This window comes from Bradyrhizobium sp. (assembly GCF_030646015.1).
GTDB lineage: Bacteria > Pseudomonadota > Alphaproteobacteria > Rhizobiales > Xanthobacteraceae > Bradyrhizobium.
The window spans coordinates 93,079-114,221 of the sequence record NZ_JAUSLT010000036.1 but is presented as its reverse complement, the minus strand read 5'-3'; the positions used below and the strand labels follow the sequence as shown (position 1 = coordinate 114,221).

General features: G+C 65.4%; 21 protein-coding genes and 1 tRNA gene. 10 read left to right on the top strand and 12 right to left on the bottom strand.

Translation table 11 applies throughout. The features are described from left to right. Positions 1-149: 149 nt before the first annotated feature. The gene (locus Q7T45_RS05230) at positions 150-1,739 is read right to left on the bottom strand and encodes a gamma-glutamyltransferase family protein (RefSeq protein WP_304868394.1); all 1,590 of its coding nucleotides are present in this window, start codon (positions 1,737-1,739) and stop codon (positions 150-152) included. Between the two features lie 102 nt (positions 1,740-1,841). Between Q7T45_RS05230 and Q7T45_RS05225 the strand changes: the two genes are divergently transcribed. Both Q7T45_RS05225 and Q7T45_RS05220 read left to right on the top strand, forming a co-directional pair. Then, the gene (locus Q7T45_RS05225) at positions 1,842-2,615 is read left to right on the top strand and encodes an enoyl-CoA hydratase-related protein (protein WP_304868392.1); all 774 of its coding nucleotides are present in this window, start codon (positions 1,842-1,844) and stop codon (positions 2,613-2,615) included. 124 nt (positions 2,616-2,739) lie between these two features. Further along, positions 2,740-3,210: a hypothetical protein gene (locus Q7T45_RS05220; RefSeq protein ID WP_304868390.1), complete on the top strand. Its 471-nt coding sequence runs from the start codon at positions 2,740-2,742 to the stop codon at positions 3,208-3,210. A 99-nt stretch (positions 3,211-3,309) separates the two neighbouring features. Here the strand turns inward: Q7T45_RS05220 and Q7T45_RS05215 are convergent, their stop codons facing one another. The 8 genes from Q7T45_RS05215 to Q7T45_RS05180 all read right to left on the bottom strand — a co-directional run bounded on the left by Q7T45_RS05215 (position 3,310) and on the right by Q7T45_RS05180 (position 10,473). After that, positions 3,310-4,047 carry an ABC transporter ATP-binding protein gene (locus tag Q7T45_RS05215; protein ID WP_304868388.1) on the bottom strand — a complete coding sequence of 246 codons (738 nt, stop codon included), beginning with the start codon at positions 4,045-4,047 and terminating at the stop codon, positions 3,310-3,312. Then, the gene (locus Q7T45_RS05210; RefSeq protein ID WP_304868386.1) at positions 4,037-4,783 is read right to left on the bottom strand and encodes an ABC transporter ATP-binding protein; all 747 of its coding nucleotides are present in this window, start codon (positions 4,781-4,783) and stop codon (positions 4,037-4,039) included. The genes Q7T45_RS05215 and Q7T45_RS05210 overlap by 11 nt, the downstream gene beginning before the upstream one ends. Beyond that, positions 4,780-5,739 carry a branched-chain amino acid ABC transporter permease gene (locus tag Q7T45_RS05205; protein ID WP_304868384.1) on the bottom strand — a complete coding sequence of 320 codons (960 nt, stop codon included), beginning with the start codon at positions 5,737-5,739 and terminating at the stop codon, positions 4,780-4,782. Before Q7T45_RS05205 ends, Q7T45_RS05210 begins: the two co-directional genes overlap by 4 nt. Continuing rightward, the gene (locus Q7T45_RS05200; protein WP_304868382.1) at positions 5,736-6,617 is read right to left on the bottom strand and encodes a branched-chain amino acid ABC transporter permease; all 882 of its coding nucleotides are present in this window, start codon (positions 6,615-6,617) and stop codon (positions 5,736-5,738) included. The genes Q7T45_RS05205 and Q7T45_RS05200 overlap by 4 nt, the downstream gene beginning before the upstream one ends. A gap of 124 nt (positions 6,618-6,741) precedes the next feature. Then, the gene (locus Q7T45_RS05195) at positions 6,742-7,983 is read right to left on the bottom strand and encodes an amino acid ABC transporter substrate-binding protein (protein WP_304868380.1); all 1,242 of its coding nucleotides are present in this window, start codon (positions 7,981-7,983) and stop codon (positions 6,742-6,744) included. A gap of 666 nt (positions 7,984-8,649) precedes the next feature. Then, positions 8,650-8,949, bottom strand: a complete 300-nt coding sequence (locus Q7T45_RS05190; protein WP_370691211.1) for an HGGxSTG domain-containing protein — start codon at positions 8,947-8,949, stop codon at positions 8,650-8,652. 307 nt (positions 8,950-9,256) lie between these two features. Continuing rightward, positions 9,257-10,258 carry an ABC transporter substrate-binding protein gene (locus tag Q7T45_RS05185; protein WP_304868378.1) on the bottom strand — a complete coding sequence of 334 codons (1,002 nt, stop codon included), beginning with the start codon at positions 10,256-10,258 and terminating at the stop codon, positions 9,257-9,259. Positions 10,259-10,397: 139 nt separating this feature from the next. After that, a tRNA-Ile gene (locus Q7T45_RS05180) sits at positions 10,398-10,473 on the bottom strand. A gap of 201 nt (positions 10,474-10,674) precedes the next feature. On the opposite strand from Q7T45_RS05180, the gene Q7T45_RS05175 reads away from it, so the two are divergent. Continuing rightward, complete coding sequence (locus tag Q7T45_RS05175) at positions 10,675-10,836, top strand: DUF1328 domain-containing protein (protein ID WP_304868376.1); 162 nt, start codon at positions 10,675-10,677, stop codon at positions 10,834-10,836. A gap of 156 nt (positions 10,837-10,992) precedes the next feature. Here the strand turns inward: Q7T45_RS05175 and Q7T45_RS05170 are convergent, their stop codons facing one another. Further along, the gene (locus tag Q7T45_RS05170; RefSeq protein WP_304868374.1) at positions 10,993-11,955 is read right to left on the bottom strand and encodes a tripartite tricarboxylate transporter substrate binding protein; all 963 of its coding nucleotides are present in this window, start codon (positions 11,953-11,955) and stop codon (positions 10,993-10,995) included. Here Q7T45_RS05170 and Q7T45_RS05165 point away from each other — a divergent pair. After that, positions 11,954-12,157 (top strand): hypothetical protein, encoded by a 204-nt coding sequence (locus Q7T45_RS05165; protein WP_304868372.1) that lies wholly within the window; start codon positions 11,954-11,956, stop codon positions 12,155-12,157. The genes Q7T45_RS05170 and Q7T45_RS05165 overlap by 2 nt on opposite strands. Beyond that, on the top strand, positions 12,154-13,131 hold the full coding sequence (locus Q7T45_RS05160; protein WP_304868370.1) for a TAXI family TRAP transporter solute-binding subunit: 978 nt from the start codon (positions 12,154-12,156) through the stop codon (positions 13,129-13,131). The genes Q7T45_RS05165 and Q7T45_RS05160 overlap by 4 nt, the downstream gene beginning before the upstream one ends. Before the next feature lie 156 nt (positions 13,132-13,287). Here Q7T45_RS05160 and Q7T45_RS05155 read toward each other — a convergent pair whose 3' ends face one another. Together Q7T45_RS05155 and Q7T45_RS05150 are read right to left on the bottom strand one after the other, a co-directional pair. Then, positions 13,288-14,499: an ABC transporter substrate-binding protein gene (locus Q7T45_RS05155; protein WP_304868456.1), complete on the bottom strand. Its 1,212-nt coding sequence runs from the start codon at positions 14,497-14,499 to the stop codon at positions 13,288-13,290. A 116-nt stretch (positions 14,500-14,615) separates the two neighbouring features. Further along, positions 14,616-15,500, bottom strand: a complete 885-nt coding sequence (locus Q7T45_RS05150; protein WP_304868368.1) for a helix-turn-helix transcriptional regulator — start codon at positions 15,498-15,500, stop codon at positions 14,616-14,618. An 84-nt stretch (positions 15,501-15,584) separates the two neighbouring features. On the opposite strand from Q7T45_RS05150, the gene Q7T45_RS05145 reads away from it, so the two are divergent. From Q7T45_RS05145 to Q7T45_RS05125, 5 genes are all read left to right on the top strand, one after another. Further along, positions 15,585-16,277, top strand: coding sequence for an ABC transporter permease (locus tag Q7T45_RS05145; RefSeq protein ID WP_304868366.1), 693 nt, complete (start codon positions 15,585-15,587; stop codon positions 16,275-16,277). A gap of 2 nt (positions 16,278-16,279) precedes the next feature. Further along, positions 16,280-17,002 (top strand): ATP-binding cassette domain-containing protein, encoded by a 723-nt coding sequence (locus Q7T45_RS05140; RefSeq protein ID WP_304868364.1) that lies wholly within the window; start codon positions 16,280-16,282, stop codon positions 17,000-17,002. Positions 17,003-17,021: 19 nt separating this feature from the next. Further along, on the top strand, positions 17,022-17,855 hold the full coding sequence (locus Q7T45_RS05135; RefSeq protein ID WP_304868361.1) for a substrate-binding domain-containing protein: 834 nt from the start codon (positions 17,022-17,024) through the stop codon (positions 17,853-17,855). A gap of 177 nt (positions 17,856-18,032) precedes the next feature. After that, on the top strand, positions 18,033-19,151 hold the full coding sequence (locus Q7T45_RS05130) for a molybdopterin-binding protein (protein WP_304868359.1): 1,119 nt from the start codon (positions 18,033-18,035) through the stop codon (positions 19,149-19,151). 13 nt (positions 19,152-19,164) lie between these two features. Beyond that, on the top strand, positions 19,165-21,114 hold the full coding sequence (locus tag Q7T45_RS05125; protein WP_304868357.1) for a molybdopterin biosynthesis protein: 1,950 nt from the start codon (positions 19,165-19,167) through the stop codon (positions 21,112-21,114). The last annotated feature ends 29 nt before the right edge of the window (positions 21,115-21,143 follow it).

Sequence of the window (21,143 nt, the reverse complement as noted above, 5' to 3'; positions counted from 1 at the left end):
GAATCGTACGCGCGTACTTCGGGCAGAGAGTCTGCGGCACTACCCCCCACCCCCGACCCCTCCCCACCACGCGCAAGGGCGCGTGGGGGGAGGGGAGAGAAGCATCGCCTGGCGATGCATCTCAGAATCAGTTGGAAGTGGAAATCGCCTCACCCCTCCGCCACCGCGTCGCCCCACGGCTGCGCGCTCTCCGTCGCGCCTGAGTTGGTGTCGCCGTCGCGCAGCACCACGCTCGGGCAGGCGAATTTCATCGGGAAAGTCTGCACCCGCGCTTCCTCGTAATCGAAACCCGCGCGCAGCGCATCGCGCACCGCAGGCTGTAGCCTGATGTCGCCGATCACGATGGCGCCTTCGCTGGCGTCGATGCGCGGGGTGTGGATCGCAGCATCCAGGTCCATGCCGTAATCCATCACGAAGGACAGGATCTGCGTCACCGCCGGCAGGATGCGCCGTCCGCCGGAGGCGCCAAGCGCCAGCCGCCTGCCGTCGGCGGCCTGCGCCAGCACCGGGGTATAGTTGGTCAGGCAACGCTTGCCGGGCGCCAGTGCATTCGGTCCACCCGGCGTCGGGTCGAACCACATGATGCCGTTGTTCATGGTGACGCCGCTTTGCGGCGTGACGAATTTCGAGCCGAAGGTCGACAGCAGGGTCTGTGTCACCGCGGCCATGTTGCCGTCGCGGTCTACTACCGAGAAATGCGTGGTGCAGGCCGGCGCCAGATGTTCGGCGCCGAGCGCGCGCCGGCCGTCGGCGTCGCCCATGTCCTGCAGCCGTTCGCGATAGGCCGATTGCAGCGCCAGCGCATATTCCATGTAGGCCGTTGCATCTGGCCCATTGCCGGGCTGCAGTTTTTGCTGCAGCAGGCGCAAGGTGTGCGCCAGCGTCGGGCCGCAGGTCAGTTCCGGCGTCGCGTAGACGTTGCCGCCGCGATAGGGAATCGCCAGCGCCTCGCGGCCATGGGCGCGGAAGGCAGCGAGGTCGTCGACCGTGAGGGCGCCACCGGCGGCCTGGATATCGGCCGCGATGCTCCGCGCCAGATCGCCCTGGTAGAAATCGCGCGGGCCTTCGGCGGCGAGGTAGGACAGCGTCGCCTTCAGCCGGTCCTGCGGCAGCCGCACGCTGGACTTGATGCCCCATTGCGCGTTCGGCGGCAGGCCGTCCTTGAGGTAGGCGGCGGCACTGGCCGGATAACGGCGGAGATCGGCGGCCGAACTCGCGATCATCAGCGTGGTCCACCAGTCCACCAGCAGACCTTCGCCGGCGAGCTTGATGCCGGGGCCGAGCAATTCCTGCCACGGCATCTTGGCGTGGCGGCGATGCGCCTCTTCCATGCCCGCCACCACGCCGGGCACCGCGATCGAAACCGGACCATGCAGGTTGCGGTCGTCCTTGACCCGCGGCCAGGGGAAGATGTCGGAGGCCGCGCCATCGCCGGACAGCGGATAGTCCTCTACCCGCAGGCTGTTGGGCGCGCACATGCCGTAGTCGATCACCTCGTAGCGGTCCTCGCGGGCGCGGTAGAGCACCATCGCCCCGCCGCCGCCGATGCCGCTCATCCAGGGCTCCAGCACCCCGAGCGCAAAGGTGGTCGCGATCACGGCGTCGACGCAGTCGCCGCCGGCCGCCAGCACCGCGGCGCCGACCTCGGCAGCCCTGCGCGATTGCGAAGCGACGATGCCGCCTTTGGAGACGGTGGCGGATTTGCGGATGTGCTGGGCGTTGGAGAACTGGTCGCTCATGGGGGTTGCCTTGTTGTTCTTGCCAGGATCGGGTCGAGTTGGCGTCATGCGGCAACAATGGCACATTGCGAACGATCAAGACAAACATGCAGGGAGAAGAAAATGCCCGGGGTGAAGCAAACCAGAGACGGCGCCGTCGGTATATTGACGCTGAACGAGCCGGCCAGCCTGAACGCCATGACGCCGGACCTGCTCGGCGGCCTCGCGAGCGCGATCGGCGAGATGACCGATGATTCCGGCGTGCGGGCGCTGGTGCTGACCGGGGAGGGCCGCGGGTTTTGTTCCGGACAGAACCTCAAGGCGTCGGAAGCGCTCGGCAGCGATATCGTCGCCGGGGTGATGAAATTCTACTGGCCGGCGTTCCGGGCGCTGCGCGAATGCCGGGTGCCGATCGTGGTCGCGGTCAACGGCGTCGCGGCCGGCGGCGGCTTCAGCCTGGCGATGGCCGGCGACATCATCGTCGCGGCGCGCTCGGCGAGTTTCATCCAGGTGTTCAGTCGGATTGGTCTCGTGCCCGATCTCGGCTCGACCTGGCTGCTGCCGCGCCTGATCGGCCGCCAGCGCGCGCTCGAACTGATGCTGCTGAACGAACCGCTCTCCGCCGAACGCGCCCATGAATGGGGACTGTTGCGGAAGGTGGTTGATGACGAACGCTTGCTCGACGAAGCCATGCAACTGGCCCAGCGCCTCGCCGCCGGACCGACGCGCGCGCTGGTCGCCACCCGCGCCCTGCTGGAGGAGAGCGAGCACGCGACCTACGCCGCCCAGTTCCAGCGCGAGATCGAGGTGCAGTCCGAAATCCGCCGCAGCACGGACGCACTGGAAGGCCGCAACGCGTTCGTGGAAAAGCGCGCGGCGCGGTTCAGCGGGCGATAATCGGTTCTGCCGGGACTGCGGAGGGCGCGTCGCGAAGCCGCGCTTAGGCCACCCTTTTGCTTTTGCAAGTCATTCGCATTTGCAGTATGGTTCTCGAATTGCCCACTGGCAAAGAGGTGATTTCATGCGTTTGCTTCGTTCATTTTCCGTCCTGGCGGCGCTGTGCGCCGCCCCCGCCGCTCAAGCCGCCGGCAATCTGGCCGGCCAGGAACCCGTCGTGGTCACGGTCGAACTCGGCAAGCCTGGCGAGCATGCCTTCGTACCCAACAAGCTGAAATTCGAGACCGGCAAGCTCTACAAGCTGGTGCTGAAGAACCCGAGCAATGACCCGCACTACTTCACCTCGCATGCCTTCAGCCAGATGGTCTTCACCCGCAAGGTCCAGGTCACGCAGCTGCGCGACGGCAAGACCGTCAATCTCGCCGAGTTCAAGGGCGCGATCCGCGAGATCGAGGTTTATCCGGGGGCGTCGGCGGAATGGTGGTTCGTGCCGGTCGCCACCGGCAAGGTCACCGACCTGCGCTGCGGCATTTCCGGCAGCGACGGCAAGACCCACGCCGATCACGGCATGGTCGGCGAGATCGTGATCGAGTGAGGCTGTCAGCATCCCGCCGATCGCGGCGGCTAGCTGCAATCAACCAGGATTGTCCCGTGACATTGGCGCGGGGTGTCAGACGCACCTGGGCGCCCGCCATCACACGATCCCACCGAGATAGAGCCGCTTGACGATGTCGTTGCCTTTCAACTCGTCGACCGAGTCGGCGGCGACCACGATTTCGCCATGGACGATGATGTAGCCGCGATCGGCGATCCGGATCGTCTGATTGAAATTCTGCTCCGCCATCAGCACGGTCAGACCGAGATTATGATTGAGCTCGCCGATCTTGCTGATGGTCTGCGACACCAGCAGCGGCGACAGCCCGACCGAAGGCTCGTCGATCAGCAGCAGGCGCGGCGACGACATCAGCGCGCGCGCGATCGCCAGCATCTGTTGCTGCCCGCCCGACATGGTGCCGGCAAGTTGCTTCTGCAGCCCCTTCAGCGCCGGAAAGGTCTCGAAGGCGAGCGCCAGGTTGCGATCGATGTTCTGCCGGGCGGCCTTGCGGAAGGCGCCGAGCATCAGGTTTTCCAGCACGGTCAGTTTTGGAAACAGCCGGCGTCCCTCCGGCACCATCGCCACACCGAGATCGACGATCGCCTCGGCCGACAGTTTTGCGAGGTCGTGCGCGGTGCCGTCGATGGTCAGGATCAGGCTGCCGCGCTCCGGCCGCACCAGGCCGGCGACGCACTTCATCAGCGTGCTCTTGCCGTTGCCGTTGGTGCCGAGCAGGGCGACGGTCTCGCCGGACTCGACATGCAGACTGACGCCGCGCAGCGCCTTGACGGCGCCGTAGCCCGCATCGAGATCCCTGATGGCGAGGCTAAGTGCCAAGATAGGCCTCCTGCACACGCTGGTTGCTCATCACTTCGTCCGGCGTGCCGATCGCGATGATCTTGCCGGCCTCGAGACACATCACGCGCTCCGAAAAACGCATCACCGCCTGCATGATGTGCTCGATCATGATGATGGTGATGTCCTGATCCGCAAGACTCATGAGCAGATCGAGCACCTCGTCGACCTCCGAACTGGAAAGGCCGGCCATCGCCTCGTCGGAAATCAAGAGCTTCGGGTGGGTCGCCATCGCGCGCGCCAGCTCCATTTTGCGCAATTCCACCTGGCTGAGCTTCGTTGCCGACACGTTCGCCTTCGACGCCAGCCCCATCCGCGTCAGGATCGACATCATGGCCTCGCGCCGGTGCGCCTCCGAGACGATGACGCTGGTGTCCGCCGCGAAGTCGAGTCCGACCATGAGGTTTTCGGCGACCGTCATGCTCCGGAACGGCCGCGGGATCTGGAAGCTGCGCGCGATGCCGCGACGCGTGCGAATGTGCGGCGGCAGCCGCGTGATGTCCTCGTCTCGAAACGTCACGGTGCCGGGCTCGGTACGGAACGCGCCGGAAATACAGTTGATCAGCGTGGTCTTGCCCGAGCCGTTCGGGCCGATCAGGCCGAAGCGCTGTCCCGGAGGGATATCGACGCTGACATTGTCGAGCGCGGTGAAGCCGCCGAAGCGTTTTGTCAGCGCGGATATCCGCAGCAGGGGGGCTTGCGTTTCGGGGGCCATCATCCTTCGCCCTCGTTGCGTTTGCTTCGAACCTTGCGGATCAGGCCGATGATGCCTTCCGGCGCGGCCACCACGAACAGCACCAGCATGACGCCCAGTACCAGCACGTTGACTTCCGACGAAATGGTAACCGTCAGCAGTTGCTGCGTCACGCCGAGCAGGATGGCGCCGATAACGGGACCCGCCCAATGTGCGGTCCCTCCGATCAGCGACATCGCGAGCGCCGAGACCGAGTAGTTCAGATTGAATGCGGAGGCGGGGTCCGCATACTGCAAATACATCGCGGCGGGCGCGCCCGCCGCGCACATCAGCGCCCCGGAGATGACGCAGGCCGTGAGCTTCAGCCGCAGCGTCGGCACCCCCGTGCATTCAGCGGCGAGTTCGTCGTCCTTGAGCGCCTGCAGCCCGCGGCCGATCCATGAATTCTGGATGTAGCGCGAAATCGCCACCGCCAGCACTACCATCACCGCCTGGACGAAAAACAGCATCTCGACGTAATTGTCGAACGGCGCCATCACCGCCGGCCGCTGCAGCTGGATGCCGGACGCGCCGCCGACATATCGCCAGTTGGTGATCGCGGTCTCGATGATGATCGTCGCCGCGATGGTCGCTATCGAGAAGAAGATGCCCTGCATCCGCAGGGTGAGCAGGCCGAGGGCGAATCCCATCAGGGCGCCGACCGCCGCGGCCGCCGCGATCTGCACGGCCAGAGGTACGCCGGTCGCCTTGAACAGGAACACGGCGGTGTAGACACCGACCCCGAAGAACGCGCTGGTGCCGAAATTGACGTAGCCGGCATAGCCGCCGAGGATGCTCCAGGCCACAGCCAGCACGATGAACTGCAGGATCACGTAGCAGGCGAAGAACGGATACTGGTTGCCGATCACCTGCGTCATCAGCATGGCGCCGGCGAGAAACAGCGCCGCTCCGATCCAGAAATAGATGCCGTTGCGCTTCATGATCGCCTGCCGAACAGGCCCTGCGGCCGGACGGCGAGAACGCCGAGCAGCATCGCAAAGGAAATCGCCGGCGCCCAGGAGGCGCCGAACAGGGTCAGCACGATGGCTTCGGCGACGCCGAGGATGATGGCGGCGACCAGCGTGCCGGACATGCTGCCGAGCCCGGCCATGACGACGACGCAGAAGGTGCGCCCGATATAGGTGCGGTCGAGCGTCGGCTCCACGGGAGCGACGATGATGAGCAGGGCGCCGGCGATGCCGAGCACGGCGGTCGCGATGCCGAACGCCCATTGCTTGATCCGGATCGGGTTGGCGCCCATCAGCCGCAGCGCCTCCTGGTCCTGCGCCACCGCGCGGATCGCGCGTCCCATGAAGGTGCGCGACAGATACAGTGTCAACAGGATGGTCAGCGCCGCCGCGACCACGAACGCGACCACCAGCCGGAATGGAATCCGCATGTCGCCGAGCCGCCAGGCCTTGCCGACATAGTCGGCGGTGACCGAGCGCTGGTCGACGCCGAATAGCAGGATGATCAGGACTTCGATGATGAAGGCGATACCGAAGAAGAACGCGATGCCGCGCACCCCGGCGTCGCTGCCGCGCTTTTCGAAGGTTTCGTAATACAGCCGGTAGGCGACGAGACCGAACAGGAAGAACAACGGCGTGATCAAGAGCCCCGCCAGCAGCGGATCGACCCCGTAGTGCTCGTTGAGGAAGTATACCGCGTAGGACGCCAGCACCAGGAAGGCCGGATGCGCGACGTGGGGAACGTCGAGCAGGCCGAACGAGATCGACAATCCAAGACTGACCGCCGCATAGAAGCAGCCGAGCAGCACCCCGATCACCACCGCATCGAGCAGCAGTTCAAATGAAAACACCCAAGGTCCCCCTTGACCCGCCCTTCGGCCGCCGATTCCCGGTCACGCCGTCCATTCCATCCCGGTTGCCGAATGCGCAGATGCGCTGACCACTGGTCAGCGCATCGCGGTCCGGCTTTGCGGTCTACTTGCGTGCGGCCTCGAAAGGAGTGATCAGATCACCCGATTTCAGCTTCGCCGGGAACAGGATCACCTGTTTGCCCGAGCTGCGGAACTGCTCGATGTTCTTGTCCTTGATGCCGCGGAACTGGGCCTGCACGACCCCGCTTTCCTTCCACTCGCCGTCCGCCGCGAACGTGATCGGCCCGACGATGGTCTTGTGGGTGTTTTCGCGCAGGTATTTGGCCAGCGCCTTCTGGTCGAGCGACCCCACGGCCTTGATGGCCTGCTCGATCATCTGGCCGCTGGCGTAGCCGTAGGGCGCCAGATAGTAGCCGAGCGGATCGACCTTGGCTTCCACGGCGCGCTTCGTATAGGTCTCGAAGAACGCCTTGGTGCCCTCGTTGTACATCTTCTCTTCCGGCAGCCATGTATTGTAGTTGACGACGCCGTTGAGCAGTGAACCCAGGTTTTCCATGACCGCGCCGAATTGCAGGCCGACCATGCCGCCGCCGAAAAGCTTGACGTTGTCGCCGATCCCGATCTCGTTGACGGCGCGCAGGATTCCGGCCGAATCCGGCGGATAGGATGCGACATAGACGATGTCGGGCTTGGCGGCCTTGAGCGCGCGCAGGATGCCGGAGAATTCCACCGTGCTCGGCGGATAGGCCTGGTCGAACACCACCTGCATGCCGAGCTTGGTCGCGACTTCCCGCGCGGTCTTGGCCAGGTTCTGGGCGAATTCCTGGTCCGCCGCGAGCAGCGCGATGGTCTTGCCGCCGGCCTTCTGGCCGAGATCGAGGAACGAAGACGCCCAGCTGTCGGCCGGTCCCCATGGTGCGTTGTTGAACCACATGTCGTGGCCAACCTTGCTGTTCACCTGGAACGAGAAATTGCCGATCAGCAACATGCCGCGCTGCTTGACCAGCGGCATCAGCGGCGCCGGCGGCACGGTCGCGTAGGGGGCGAACAGGATATCGACCTTGTCGACGTCCAGCAGCTTCGAATAGATCGCCGGTGTCTCCGAAGCGCTCGATTTGTCGTCATAGACGACGAGCTCGACCTTGCGGCCGAGCAGGCCGCCCCGGGCGTTGACGTCGTCGCGCCAGACCTCGATGCCGAGCAGCGAGGCCTTGCCGCCGCCGGCGAGGCCGCCGGTTTGCGCCATGCTCATGCCGATCTTGATCGGCTGCTGGGCGATGGCGGCCGATGTCAGCCCGAATACGGCGGCGGCGATCGTGCCGCCGAGAAGCGTCCTGCGTTTCATTCAATCCTCCCCTGTGTTTCGTTGCCGTTGCCTGGCTGCGTTCGGATGCTTCGCCCCGATTGCCGCGGACAGGATGGTGTCGTGCCGAAATGGTCTCCTCGTTAGGTTAGAACTAAAGATGGCCCGGCCACAAGCCACGATGAAACCCCGGCGCGGCCTTGGGGACCAAAAGCCCGGGATCTACAACGGCTTGGGTCGCAGCGCCCGTCTTTCCGGTCGCTCCATCCGTAAACGTCACGATGTAAGGCGTGGCCCGGCCTTCAGGCGGCGCGGCTTCGCGACCAGCTGCACGCCGAGCGCGCCGAGCACCTTGCGGATCGTCTCGAATTCGGGCCGCGTGGGCCGGTTTCGTACAGTCCGGGCGACCTCAACCCCGGCGCACTTTTACCAACCGCGTTCGCGCCGGGCGCGCGCCTATCGATGGACGCGCTCATCCGGGTCGCCTGAAACCGGTCCATTGCTATAGCTCATTTTTGGGCGATAATTGAGCTACAGAAGAGGCCCTATAGCTCATGAGCTGGAACTGGAAGAAAGCCGGATTGGCCGAATTTCACTTATCATCCACTCGCCATGGCTTGGTCATCTTCAGCCCCTGCGGTGAACACTCATTACCGCCGGTGGCCAGAGGCGCATAACGGGCGGGTTGGTGCCAGCACCTTTTACAAATCATTTCATCTCCTGCAGCAACTTCCGCGCTTTACCCAACAGCACCCCGATCTGCTCGCGCTCGGCGATCGATTCCCCCGTGAACAATCCGTGCCGGCGCGCGTTCCGGTTTCCCCTCGGGGCGCCGGACCCCGGCGCACCGCCGTGCATGCGGCAGCGCCGCTTGCCGCTCATCGCCGGCGCGCGGCACGATCCGCCGGCGCGGGTTTTTGCGCCGCAACGGCGGCTCGCCATCATCGGATTGATATCGGGCGCGTGATTGCTCAAGCCAGTGCTTTCCGCTCCGTCCGTGACGATCACGCTGGCATGCTGCGTGACGAGGGTGCGACTTCAATGGTCGGGATTTGGGAGGTAATCGCGTCGACGCGCCCGGCGGCCAGGGACATGGGCGGTCAATGGAATTGCGCGATGCTGGAAATGTGCCGGTGATTTGCCCGACGTGTCAAAATGTTTTCGCGGGGTGCCGAGCGCAGAACCAGGTTTCGCCGGAAAAACCAGCCGCCTGCGACACGCCGGAACATTGCGAATGCGGGCGCAGGAGATCAGGGAAGCGCGTGAGCGTGCCGACACCGGGCGCCGCGAAGCGGAACGGCGCCGCGAGCAGGGATCACTGCCCCGTCAATTCATATTTGACCTCGCGGCGAAAGCGCTCCAGCGAGCCGTCCGCCTTCATCTGCTTCAGAACCGCGGCCAGGCGGCCGGCCAGCTCGGCATGCTTCCTGTGCAAATAGGGATGAAGCGCAATCGGATCGCCATACATCAACAGCGGACGAATCGAGGTGACGTTCTTGAATTCAGGCAAATACAGCGCGTTCAGTACGGCAGCGTCCAGCTCGCAATAGAAGTCGACACGCCCGGCCAACAACATTTGCAGTCCAAGCTCCGGCGTCGACACGCTGGACACGCGGTCGCCCGGCAGCACCCCGGACAAGGAGTTCTGGCACTGCTCGACACCACGTCGGTAAATCCCGATCCAGCTCGTCGCGGCCAAATCTTCCAGGCGCGACAGATTGAGCGCCGGACTGCTCGCCCACAGCCCAAACTTCACTTGATAAATCGGCTCCTCCACCCGCACCTGCTCAGGGTGCGCATCCGCGTAGCCAAAAACGCGCACGAACTGGCCATCGACAACGCCGGAGTCCGCCATTGCGGTCATGCGCAGCGTCGGCATCAGCGCCACCTCGATCGGAACGCCGAGGCGCTTGAAAGCCTCCTCATAGACTCGCCGCTGCCATTTGCCTTCGTACGAGGTTTCCGGCTGGTTCGTGGCTATGACCAGGGGGCGAATTGGCTCCGACAGCAGGCGGGCAGGCACCACGGCGAACGATGCGAGCAGAGCCGCGATGAGGAGGTGCTGCCCGCATTTGCGCGGACGGTCGCCGGAAGCCTGGGGAATCCAGAATGGCATGTACTGCCTGCGCAAGACGAGGCTTCCGGGTCCGGCATTCATTTCGCCGCGAGCACCTTGCGGATTTTCCGCGACAGATCCGATTTCCGGCCTGTGATCGCGCCGGACAGCCCGTTTTGCAGGGCCATGAGCGGCCATGAAAATTGCGCGATGCTGGAAATGTGCCGGTGATCTGCCCGACGTGTCAAAATGTTTTTGCAAGCGAAGCAGCCATGCCGGCGGCCCCCGCATCTGTGCATGGGGTTGTTTTCGATATTTTTGGTTTGGGGGCAGGACCGCGCCCGCCTTCGCCCAAGTGGGCTTCGGCGGGGCAGCCTTCGCACGCTTCGCGAGCGAAGGCTGGTGGGCCCGGCAGGACTCGAACCTGCAACCAGACCGTTATGAGCGGCCGGCTCTAACCATTGAGCTACAGGCCCCGCCGGGGTGCCGCCGCGGGCGGCACCCAACGGTGCCGCCACCCCTTAACCCGTGGCCGGCGATCCCGCAATGCCGTGTTCCCGGCCAGGAACTTTTGCTCGCCGGCGCGCGTTAGGTGGCCGGATCGAACAGACGGGAAGGGTGCGCGATGTTTCGCTGGGCTATCATTTGTCTCGTCATCTCGCTGGTCGCGGGGCGGCTTGGGGCTGACCAACATTTCGGCCTTCGCCAAGAAGCTGTCGATGATCTTCTTCGGGCTGTTCTTCCTCGGCTTCCTGGCGTTGCTCGCATTCGCCTATCTGGTCACCGCGGCGGTCTCGCACAGCGAATGGGTACCCGCGCTGGTGGCGGTGAGCGTGTAGCCAGTCGTCATTGCCGGGCAAAAGCGCGAAGCGCGTCTTCGCGCCAGATGACCCGGCAATCCATCTCCTTCGAGAAGACGTTTCTTGCGAAGCGCGATGGATGCCCGGGTCAGGCCCGGGCATGACGCTGCGTGTGTGTTGCGTGCGACTCCGCGCCTAATCCACCGACACGCCCGCGAACTGCACCACCTTGCGCCATTTCTCGGTCTCGTCGGTGACCAGTTTGCCGAACTCGGCCGGCGTCATCGGCTTCGGGATGCCGCCGACATCGGCGAGCCGGGCCACCAGCTTGGGGTCCTTCAGCGCCAGGCCGACCGCCTTGTTGAGGATCTCGATGATCTCGGGCGGTGTGCCCTTCGGCGCGGAGAAGCCGTAGAACCCGACCGACTCAAACCCCGGCACGGTTTCGGCGACGGTCGGGATTTCCGGCACGCTCGGCCAGCGCTTGGGCGAGGTGACGCCGAGCGCGCGCAATTTGCCGCCGCGCACCTGTTCCAGCGCCGAGGGCAAATTGTCGAACAGCACCTGCACATTGTTGGCAATCAAATCGGGCATCGCCGCCGACGATCCCCGGTAGGGCACGTGGAGCATCTCGACCTTGGTCAGCGCCTTGAACAGTTCCGCCGACATGTGCACCGAGGTGCCGTTGCCGGACGAGGCATAGGAGACCTTGCCGGGATTGGCCTTGCAGTAGTCGATGAACTCCTGGACGGTTTTGACCGGCAGGTCCATCGGCACCACCATCATGTTGGTCAGTTGCATGATGCTGGCAACCGGCGCGGTGTCGCGGATGAAGTCGAACGGCAGCTTCTTGTAGAGCGAGGTCGAAATCGCGTTGTTGGGCGCCACGAACAGCAGCGTATAGCCGTCCGGCGGCGAATTGATCGCCGCCGCGGCTGCGATATTGCCGCCGGAGCCGGCGCGGTTCTCCACCACGAATTGCTGGCCGAAATGCTCCGACAGCCACTGCGCCATGATCCGCGCCACGGTATCGACCGGGCCGCCGGCGGTGAAGCCGATCAGCCATTTGACCGGGCGGGTCGGGTAGTCGGCGGCGGCTGCCGGCGCGGCGCCGGCCGCGAGACCCGCAAGGGCCGAAAGACAAGCCAGGCCGAACATGGCCGCCCGCAAGGGAGCTAACAAAGATGCCAACAAGGCTGCGAACATGGTGTTTCCCCGTATTGTTGTTGTCGTCACCGGGCTTTTGCCGCCCGTCGCATCGATGCTTTCACACAATCGGGAATTTGCCTACATTGCTTTTGGCGCAGCATGGTTCCGCGCATTCACAGCGGTGCGCCGCCGCTCGAGGGCCGCAAAATGAACATCGCTCGTATCGTCGGCGCCGCCGTCATGCTGCTGGCGGGCAGCGCCGCGGCGCAGGAGGGAGGCAAGGTCATTCCAAAAACCACGATCAGTCTCACGATCAGTCTTGGCACGGCGACGCCGGGCGGCGGCTTTTCGGTCTACGGCAGCGCCTTTGCCGAGGTCATCAACGGCGCCGACGCGACGCTGTCGATCGAGCCGCGCAACACCAGGGGCAGCAGCGAGAACATTCCGTTGCTGGAGGCGGGAACCCTCGACATCGCGCTGGTCGCCGGCGAGCCGAGCTACGAGGCCTTCATGGGCATCGGGCGGCCAGCGATCCGCCTGAAGATCCTCACCGCGATGTATTCGTCGCCCGGCATGTTCGTGGTGCGCGCGGACAGCCCCTACAGGACCATCCAGGATCTCGTCGGCAAGCCGGTGGCGTTCGGGGCAAAAGGCTCGGGCCTGCCGATCCTGTCGCGCTACATGCTCGACGGCATCGGGCTGAAGCAGGACGAGGATTTCAAGTCGATCTATCTCGACCGCGCCGGCGACGGTCCGGCCATGGTGCTGGACGGACGCGCCGCGGCGCTCTGGGGCGCCGGCATCGGCTGGCCCGGATTCAAGGCGCTGGCTACAAGCCCCGGCGGCGCGCGCTTCATTGCGCCTGATGCAAGCGAGATCGAGCAGATCAGGGCCAAGCACGCATTCCTCAAGCCGCTGACGGTGCCGGCCAACAGTTATCCGAACCAGCCCGCGCCAATCGCCTCGGTCGGCTCGTGGAGTTTTGTGCTGACCCGCGAAAACCTGCCGGATGATATCGCCTACCGGCTGGCGAAATCGCTGCACGGTGTCGAAGCCGCGCTCTGCAAGAAACTGCCGCAGGCCTGCGAAACCACGGCCGCCAACACCGTCGCCGCGGCGATCAGGCCGGACCTGATCCATCCGGGGGTGATGAAGTATTTCAGGGAGGCTGGGATAGCGAAATAATTCTCGGTCGTCGTCCCGGACAAGTGAGCGTTAGCGAACGCCGATCCGGGACCCATACGCCGCGGCCTCTCGTTGGAGCAGGGCGTCAAAGACCTTCTTTGACAACTACCGCCGCGGAGTATGGGTCCCGGCTCGGAGGCCGGGACGACGAGAGAACTACTTCTTCACCAGCGCGCACGCCGGATCCGGCGGGCCGAATGCTTCCTCGCCTGATATCTTCGACAGGATCTTGTAATAGTCCCAGGGATACTTCGATTCATCCGGCTTCTTGACCTCGACCAGCCAGAGGTCGTGCACCATCAGATTGTCCTCGCGCAGTTTGCCGTTGCGGGAAAAGAAATCCTCGATCGGTTTTTCGCGCATCTTCGCTGCCACTTTCAGCGGCTCGTCGGTGCCGCTGTCCTTGACGGCGTTGAGGTAGGACATCACGGATGAATAGACGCCGGCCTGCCACATCGTCGGCATCCGGTTCATCTTGGCGAAATAGCGCTTCGACCATTCGCGGGTCTTGTCGTCCATGTCCCAGTAGAACGAGGTGGTCAGCAGCAGGCCCTGCGCGGCGGGAAGGCCGAGCGAATGGATGTCGGTGATCAGCGCCAGCAACGCCGCCATCTGCTGGCCGCCCTTGAAGACGCCGAATTCGGCGCCGGTCTTGATCTCGTTCATGTTGTTCGGCGGCCCGCCGGCGATGCCGATGATCTTGGCCTTGGAAGCCTGCGCCTGCAGCACGAACGAGGAGAGATCGGGCGTCGCCAGCGGCGGGCGCACTGCTCCCAGCACCTTGCCGCCGTTTTTGGTGATGACGGCAGAGGCGTCCCGTTCCAGCGAGTGCCCGAACGCGTAATCGTCGGTGATGAAGAACCAGCTGTCGCCGCCGCGCTTCACCACCGCCTGCGCGGTGCCGACCGCCAGCGCCCTCGTGTCGAACACCCACTGCATCGCATAGGGCGAGCAGAACTTGCCGTGGAAGTCCGTGGTGCCGGTGGAGTGAACGATCAGCAGCTTCTTCTTTTCGTTGGCGACGTTCTGCACCGCGAGGCCAACGCCCGAAACCGGCACGTCGACGATCAGGTCGACCTGCTCGGTGTCGTACCAGCGCCGCGCGAGACCCGCGCCGATATCCGCTTTCAACTGATGGTCGCCTGAAATGATGGTGATCGGCTTGCCCAGCACCTTGCCGCCGAAATCGTCCACCGCCATCTGCGCCGCGGTGACGGAGCCCTGGCCGGTCGGGGTCGAGGCCGGTCCGTTCATGTCGGTGAGCACGCCGATCTTGACCGCGTCATCCGACAGCTGCGCCAGCGCGGCTGACGATGCCGACATCGCGGCCGCGAACACGGCAAGCACGGTTAAAGTCCTGGCGAACATCATGCTTTCTCCCCTTGGAAAACGGCTTTGGCCGTCATTGTTTGTTCGGCGGCTCGATAGCGCCAATTGGTCGCATTTGCAACTATTCGAGGATGGGCGTCAACGGAGCCCGTCGCTCAGGCGGCGAAGCGGATTTGACCTGCCGACGCCGCGTCATAGCCGGTGAGTTCCGCGGCCCGCTGCTTCAGCCGCTTGTCGCCCAGGAAACCGATCAGCGCCTGTATCGGGGGACGGAAATAGCTGCGCTGCCGCATCAAAAGATCAAAGTTTTCCCAGAGCAGCGGGACAAAATCGAGCCCCGCCGATTTGGCCGCGGCGCGGGTGGCGACGCCGCAGTCGGCTTTGCCGGCGCGGATCGCCGCCGCAAGATCGGGACCGGTGAGACATGGCGGCTCGAGCCGGCGCAGGTCCTTGGACGTGGCCCCGGCGCGCGTCAACAGCACGTCGAGCAGCATCTGGGCGCCCGCGCCTTGTTGCCGCACCGCCATTTGCGCGCCCGCAGCCAGGACATCGGCGAGGCTGCGCAACTGTTTGGGATTCTCCGGCGGAACCAGCAGGCCCTGTTCGCGCCGCACCATTCCGACCAGCACGGCATCATGCAGGCCCGGCAGCGCGCGGATCGCCGCGACATTGCCGTCCTCGGCGGCGACGTCCTCGCTGTGGAAATGCACGGCGGCGGCCATTACCTCGCCGCGCTGCAGGCGCTCGACGCCGCGCGCGGTGCCTTCGGTGAGTGACGCGAGACCCGAACCGGATTCGCGCAAGGTCCATTCCAGCAGGTCGTCCTGGCTGCCCCCGACAATCGGCGGCGGGTCCATCGCGATCATGCCGGCCGGCCGCGACAGCCCCGATAGCACCCATAGGTCGAGTTCCTGGCGCGGAAACAGCCACTTGCCCGTGACCTTGCTGCAGGGGATCTCCCCCGAGGTCACGAGCTCATAGAGCTTGCGCTCTCCGAGCCGGACATAGTCGGCAGCTTCGCTGGTGGTCAGAAATTCCATCCTGCATTAATATGCATATTTCTGTTCTTGTTCAATCTGTTGACATGAGCGGAATCTGTGCCGAACAAGGTGGGTGGAGGAACGATGTCCGTCGAGTTCAGCGCCTGGCAACTGATACTGAACGGCGATGCCGCGCTGTTTGCGATCGTGCGGCTTTCGCTCGCCGTCAGCCTCTCCGCGGTGGCGCTGGCCGCCCTGATCGGCATGCCCCTGGGCGCGCTGGTCGCTTTGACCCGCTTTCCCGGACGCTCGGTTCTGGTGGTGCTGCTCAACGCCATGATGGGGCTGCCGCCGGTCGTGGTCGGGCTTGCGGTCTATCTGCTGCTGTCGCGATCCGGGCCGCTCGGATCGATGGGCATCCTGTTCACGCCGACCGCCATGATCATCGCGCAGACCGTCCTGATCATACCGATCATCGCCGCGCTGACGCGCCAGACCATCGAGGATCTCTGGGCCGAGTATCGCGACGAACTGACCGCGATGGACGTCAGCCAGGCCGGCCGCATGGCGACCTTGCTGTGGGATGCGCGCTTCAGCCTGCTCACCGCGTTGCTGGCGGGTTTCGGGCGGGCCGCCGCCGAAGTCGGCGCGGTCATGATCGTCGGCGGCAATATCGACGGCTTTACCCGCACCATGACCACGGCGGTGGCGCTGGAGACGTCCAAGGGCAATCTGCCGCTGGCAATGGGGCTCGGACTGGTGCTGGTCGCGATCGTTCTGGCGATCAACGCCGCGGCCTGGGGCACGCGCGTCTGGTCCGAACGGCAGGCGGGCTGACGATGCGCGCAACCGTCAGTGATCTTCCTTTGGTTCTCGACGGCGTCTCGCTGCTGGCCGGCGCCACCACCATTCTCGATCGTTTGAGTCTTTCCATCACACCGGGCGCGCCGACCCTGATCGTCGGGCCGAACGGATCGGGCAAGACCAGCTTGTTGCGGCTGTTGATGGGGCTTGCGGCGCCGACGGCGGGCCGCGTCAGTTGGGGTGGCCGGACCGAGAGCAAGCCGGTGCGGCGCGCCATCCTGTTTCAGCGCCCGGTGATGCTGCGCCGGACCGCCGCCGCCAATGTCGCCTATGCGCTGGCGCAGGCCGGCACGCCGCGCAACGAGCGCGCGGTGCGGGTCGCGGTGTTGCTGGAGCGCGTCGGGCTGTTCGATCTGGCGCAGCGCCCGGCGCGAAAGCTCTCGGGCGGCGAACAGCAGCGGCTGGCGCTGGCCCGCGCGCTGGCGCGCGAGCCGGAAATCCTGCTGCTCGATGAGCCCACTGCCAGCCTCGATCCCGCCGCAACGCGTAGCGTCGAGGAAATCGTGCTGATGGCGGCGCAATCCGGCATCAAGATCGTGATGGCCTCGCACGATCTCGGCCAGGTGCGCAGGCTCGCGGGCGAGGTGATGTTCATGGTGCGCGGTGCGCTGTGTGAGCGCGCCCCCGCCGCTGCTTTTCTCGACCACCCCACAACCCCGGAAGCCGCCGCCTTTCTGCGCGGCGATCTCGTGATCTGAGCTGCAACAGGAGCCTGCCATGGCGTTTCGATTTTCATCATTCGTATCAGCACTTTTGCTCACCAGCCTCGCCGGCCTCGCGCCGGCGAGCGCACAGGATCGTTCGATCGTGGTGGCCTCGACCACCTCGACGCAGGATTCCGGGCTGTTCGGTTATCTGCTGCCGCTGTTCAAGGCCAAAGCCAATATCGACGTGAAGGTGATCGCGCAGGGCACCGGCCAGGCGCTCGACACCGCGCGTCGCGGCGATGCCGACGTGGTGTTCGTCCACGCCAAATCGCAGGAGGAAAAATTCGTCGCCGACGGATTTGGCGTCAAGCGGTTCGACGTGATGTACAACGATTTTGTCCTCATCGGCCCGAAGAGCGATCCGGCCGGCGTCAAGGGCAAGGACATCGAAACCGCGCTGAAGGCGATTCAGACAAAAGCAGCACCCTTCGTCTCGCGCGGCGACAAGTCCGGCACCCACTCGGCCGAACTGGCGCTGTGGAAAGTGGCTGGCGTCGACATCGCAGCCACCAAAGGCCCGTGGTACCGCGAAATCGGGCAGGGCATGGGCCCGGCGCTCAACACCGCGGGCGCCATGAACGGCTATGTGCTGGCCGACCGCGGCACCTGGATCTCGTTCAAGAACCGCGGCGAACTCGAGATCGCGGTCGAGGGCGACAAGCGGCTGTTCAACCAGTACGGTGTCATGCTGGTGAACCCGGAAAAATTTCCCAGCGTGAAGAAGGAATTCGGCCAGGCCTTCGTCGACTGGCTGATCTCCACGGAAGGCCAGGCCGCGATCGCCGCCTACAAGATCGACGGCCAGCAGCTGTTCTTCCCCAACGCGGAGAAGAAGGGGAGCTGACTCATCTTTCTCGTCGTCCCTGCGAACGCAGGGACCCATACCGCGTGATCTGTCGTTGAAGCACGCTGTGGCAGATACCTTCCATCACAATTAACCACGGTGGTTATGGGTCCCTGCGTTCGCAGGGACGACGAGAGATGGTTGCCAAGGTGACGATGCTTGGTCCACCATCGCCGCATGACTTCATCTCAACGCCTGCCGTCTTCGCTCACCCCGCTCGACACAGCGCTTGCCGCGCTGCTGCGCGACCTTGCGCCGGTTCCTCCCATCGAACTTCCGCTCGCTGAGGCGCTGGGCTGCATCGCCGCCGCCATGCCGCCGCTCAAACCGCATCCGCCGCATGATATCGCCGCCACCGACGGCTGGGCGCTGCGCGCCAATGATCTGGTCGGTGCGTCGTCGTATTCACCGCTGCCGCTCGCGGCTTCGCCGGTCTGGGTCGAAGCCGGTGATCGCATGCCGGACGCTTGCGACTGCGTGCTCGATTCCGATTCCGTCGATCAGTCAGGCCCGCTGGTTCAGGTGCTGGCGGAGGCGATACCGGGGCAGGGGGTTCGCCGGACGGGGGGCGACATCGCCGGAGGAACCGCTGTCGTGGAGGCCGGGCGTCGCGTGATGCCGCGCGATCTGCTGATCTCGCGGGTCGCGGGATTGCGGTCGTTAAGCGTTCGCTGGCCGCGCGTCCGCGTCGTCAATATTCCCGCCGCAGACGAGGCGGTGACAGCGCAGCTGATCGCAGAGAGCGCCCGCAAGGCCGGAGCCGATGTCGTCAGCATCGAGGCCGCCGGCCGCGATGCGCGCTCCATTGCGAATGCACTCCATGCCGGCGGCTGCGACCTGCTGCTCACAATCGGCGGCAGCGGCGTCGGCCGCGCCGATGCGACGGTGACGGCGCTGGCGCAGCGTGGCGAGGTGATCGCGCATGGCATCGCGCTGCAGCCCGGCCGCACCACCGCGGTCGGTCGGATCGACAAAATTCCGATCATTGCGCTGCAGGGCGCGCCGGACCATGCGTTCGCGGCATGGTGGACGCTGGCGTTGCCCGTGCTGGATCGGCTGTCGGGGCGGCGACCGCGCAAATCGCTTGAGCTGCCGCTGGCGCGCAAGATCGCCTCCGGTGTCGGCATCGCCGAGATCGTGCTGCTGCAGCGCAAGCAGGGCGCCTGGGTGACGCTGGCGGTCGGCGACCTCTCGCTCGACGCCATCGCCCGCGCGGAGGCCTGGCTCGTGGTATCGGGCGGCGCCGAAGGATTTGCTGCGGGCGTGCCGGTCGATGGCTATATGCTACGGGAATGATAAGAGCTTGGGTATGACCCATCCGCAGCAGCCGAAAAATCGGGAGAACCTGGAACAGGACCAGTTCCTGACCATTCTGTCGCGCGAGGAGGCTCTGGCGCGCTTCGAAGCCGCGTTGTTCCCGCGCCCCGTTCCCGCGGAACAACGACCGCTCGCCGCCGCACTCGGCTGCGCGCTAGCGCAGGATATCGTGGCGCCGATCGACGTGCCGCCGTTCGACCGCTCCAATGTCGATGGTTTTGCCGTGCGCTCTGCCGATCTAGCTTCCTCCGGTGAGGCGACGCCGACGCGGCTGATGCTCAACGACGAAGTGATCGCCTGCGGCATTGCACCGACGCGGCCGGTGCTGTCGGGCACGGCGACCTCGATTGCGACCGGCGGTCCGGTGCCGCGCGGCGCCGACGCCATCGTCATGGTCGAACACACCCAGCCCGTTGGCGCCCGCGCGATCGAGATCCGCCGCGCCGCCTCGCCCGGCCAGTTCGTGTCCTATGCCGGTTCCGACATCGCGCGCGGCGAGAATCTGCTGCGCGCGGGCACCGTGATCGGCTCGCGCGAGATCGGCATGCTGGCGGCCTGCGGCATCGCGCAGGTGTCGGTCGCGCGAAGGCCGCGCGTCGCAGTGATCTCGACCGGCGACGAGCTGGTGCAGCCCGGGAACGAATTGCGCCCGGCGGCGATCTACGACACCAACGGCGCCATCGTCACCGCGGCGGTCAGCGAGAACGGCGGCGAAGCGGTGTTTCTCGGCGCCATTGCCGATGACGAAGCAAAGCTCGAAGCCGCGATGCGCGCGGCGCTCGGCTCCAGCGACATGCTGGTGCTGTCCGGCGGCACCTCGAAGGGCGCCGGCGACGTCTCTCATCGCATCATCGCGCGGCTGGGAAAACCCGGCATCATCGCCCACGGCGTTGCGTTAAAGCCCGGAAAGCCGCTGTGCCTGGCGGTCTGCGACGGCAAGCCGGTGGTGATCCTGCCGGGATTTCCGACCTCCGCGATGTTCACCTTCCACGACATGATCGTGCCGGTGTTGCGCCGCATGGCGGGACTGCCACCGCGGTCCGATGCCAAGGTGTTCGCAAAAGTCCCGGTGCGAATCGCCAGCGAACTCGGCCGTACCGAATTCGTCATGGTGTCGCTGGTCGAGGGCGATGGCGGCCTGATCGCCTATCCCTCCGGCAAGGGATCTGGCGCCATCACCTCGTTCGCGCAGGCCGACGGATTTTTGAAGATCGACGCGCTGGCCGACCAGATGCCGGCCGGCACCGACGCCGAAGTGACGCTGTTCACGCCGCATGTGCGGGTGCCGGATCTCGTCATCGTCGGCAGCCACTGCACCGGGCTCGATCTCGTCACCGCGCCACTGGCGCGCGCGGGTCTCGTCGTGCGTTCGATCGCGGTCGGCAGCCTCGGCGGCCTCGCCGCGGCCAAGCGCGGCGAATGCGATTTTGCCCCGATCCATCTGTTCGATGAAAAAACCGAGAGCTACAACACGCCGTATCTCGCGGATGGGGTTGAACTGGTGCCGGGCTGGCGCCGGATGCAGGGCATCGTATTTCGATCAGGCGATGCGCGCTTCGAAGGCCTCAGCGCGGGGGATGCGGTGCGCTCAGCGCTCGCCGATCCCACCTGCATCATGGTCAACCGCAACCAGGGCGCCGGCACCCGCATCCTGATCGACCGGCTGCTCGGCGAGATCAGGCCCGACGGCTACTGGAACCAGCCGCGCTCGCACAACGCGGTCGCCGCCGCCGTGGCGCAGGGCCGCGCCGACTGGGGCATGACGATAGCGCCGGTGGCGCATGCCGCGGGCCTCGGGTTCATTCCGTTCGCCGAAGAGCATTATGATTTCGCGCTGGTGACCGCGCGCAAGCAGCGTCCGGCGGTGCAGGCATTTTTGGCGGCGCTGGCGTCGGAAGAGGGGCGGGCGGCGCTGCAGCGGGCGGGGTTTCGGCCGGCTTAGTTTCGTGTCCCGGACGCGGTGCAGCGTTC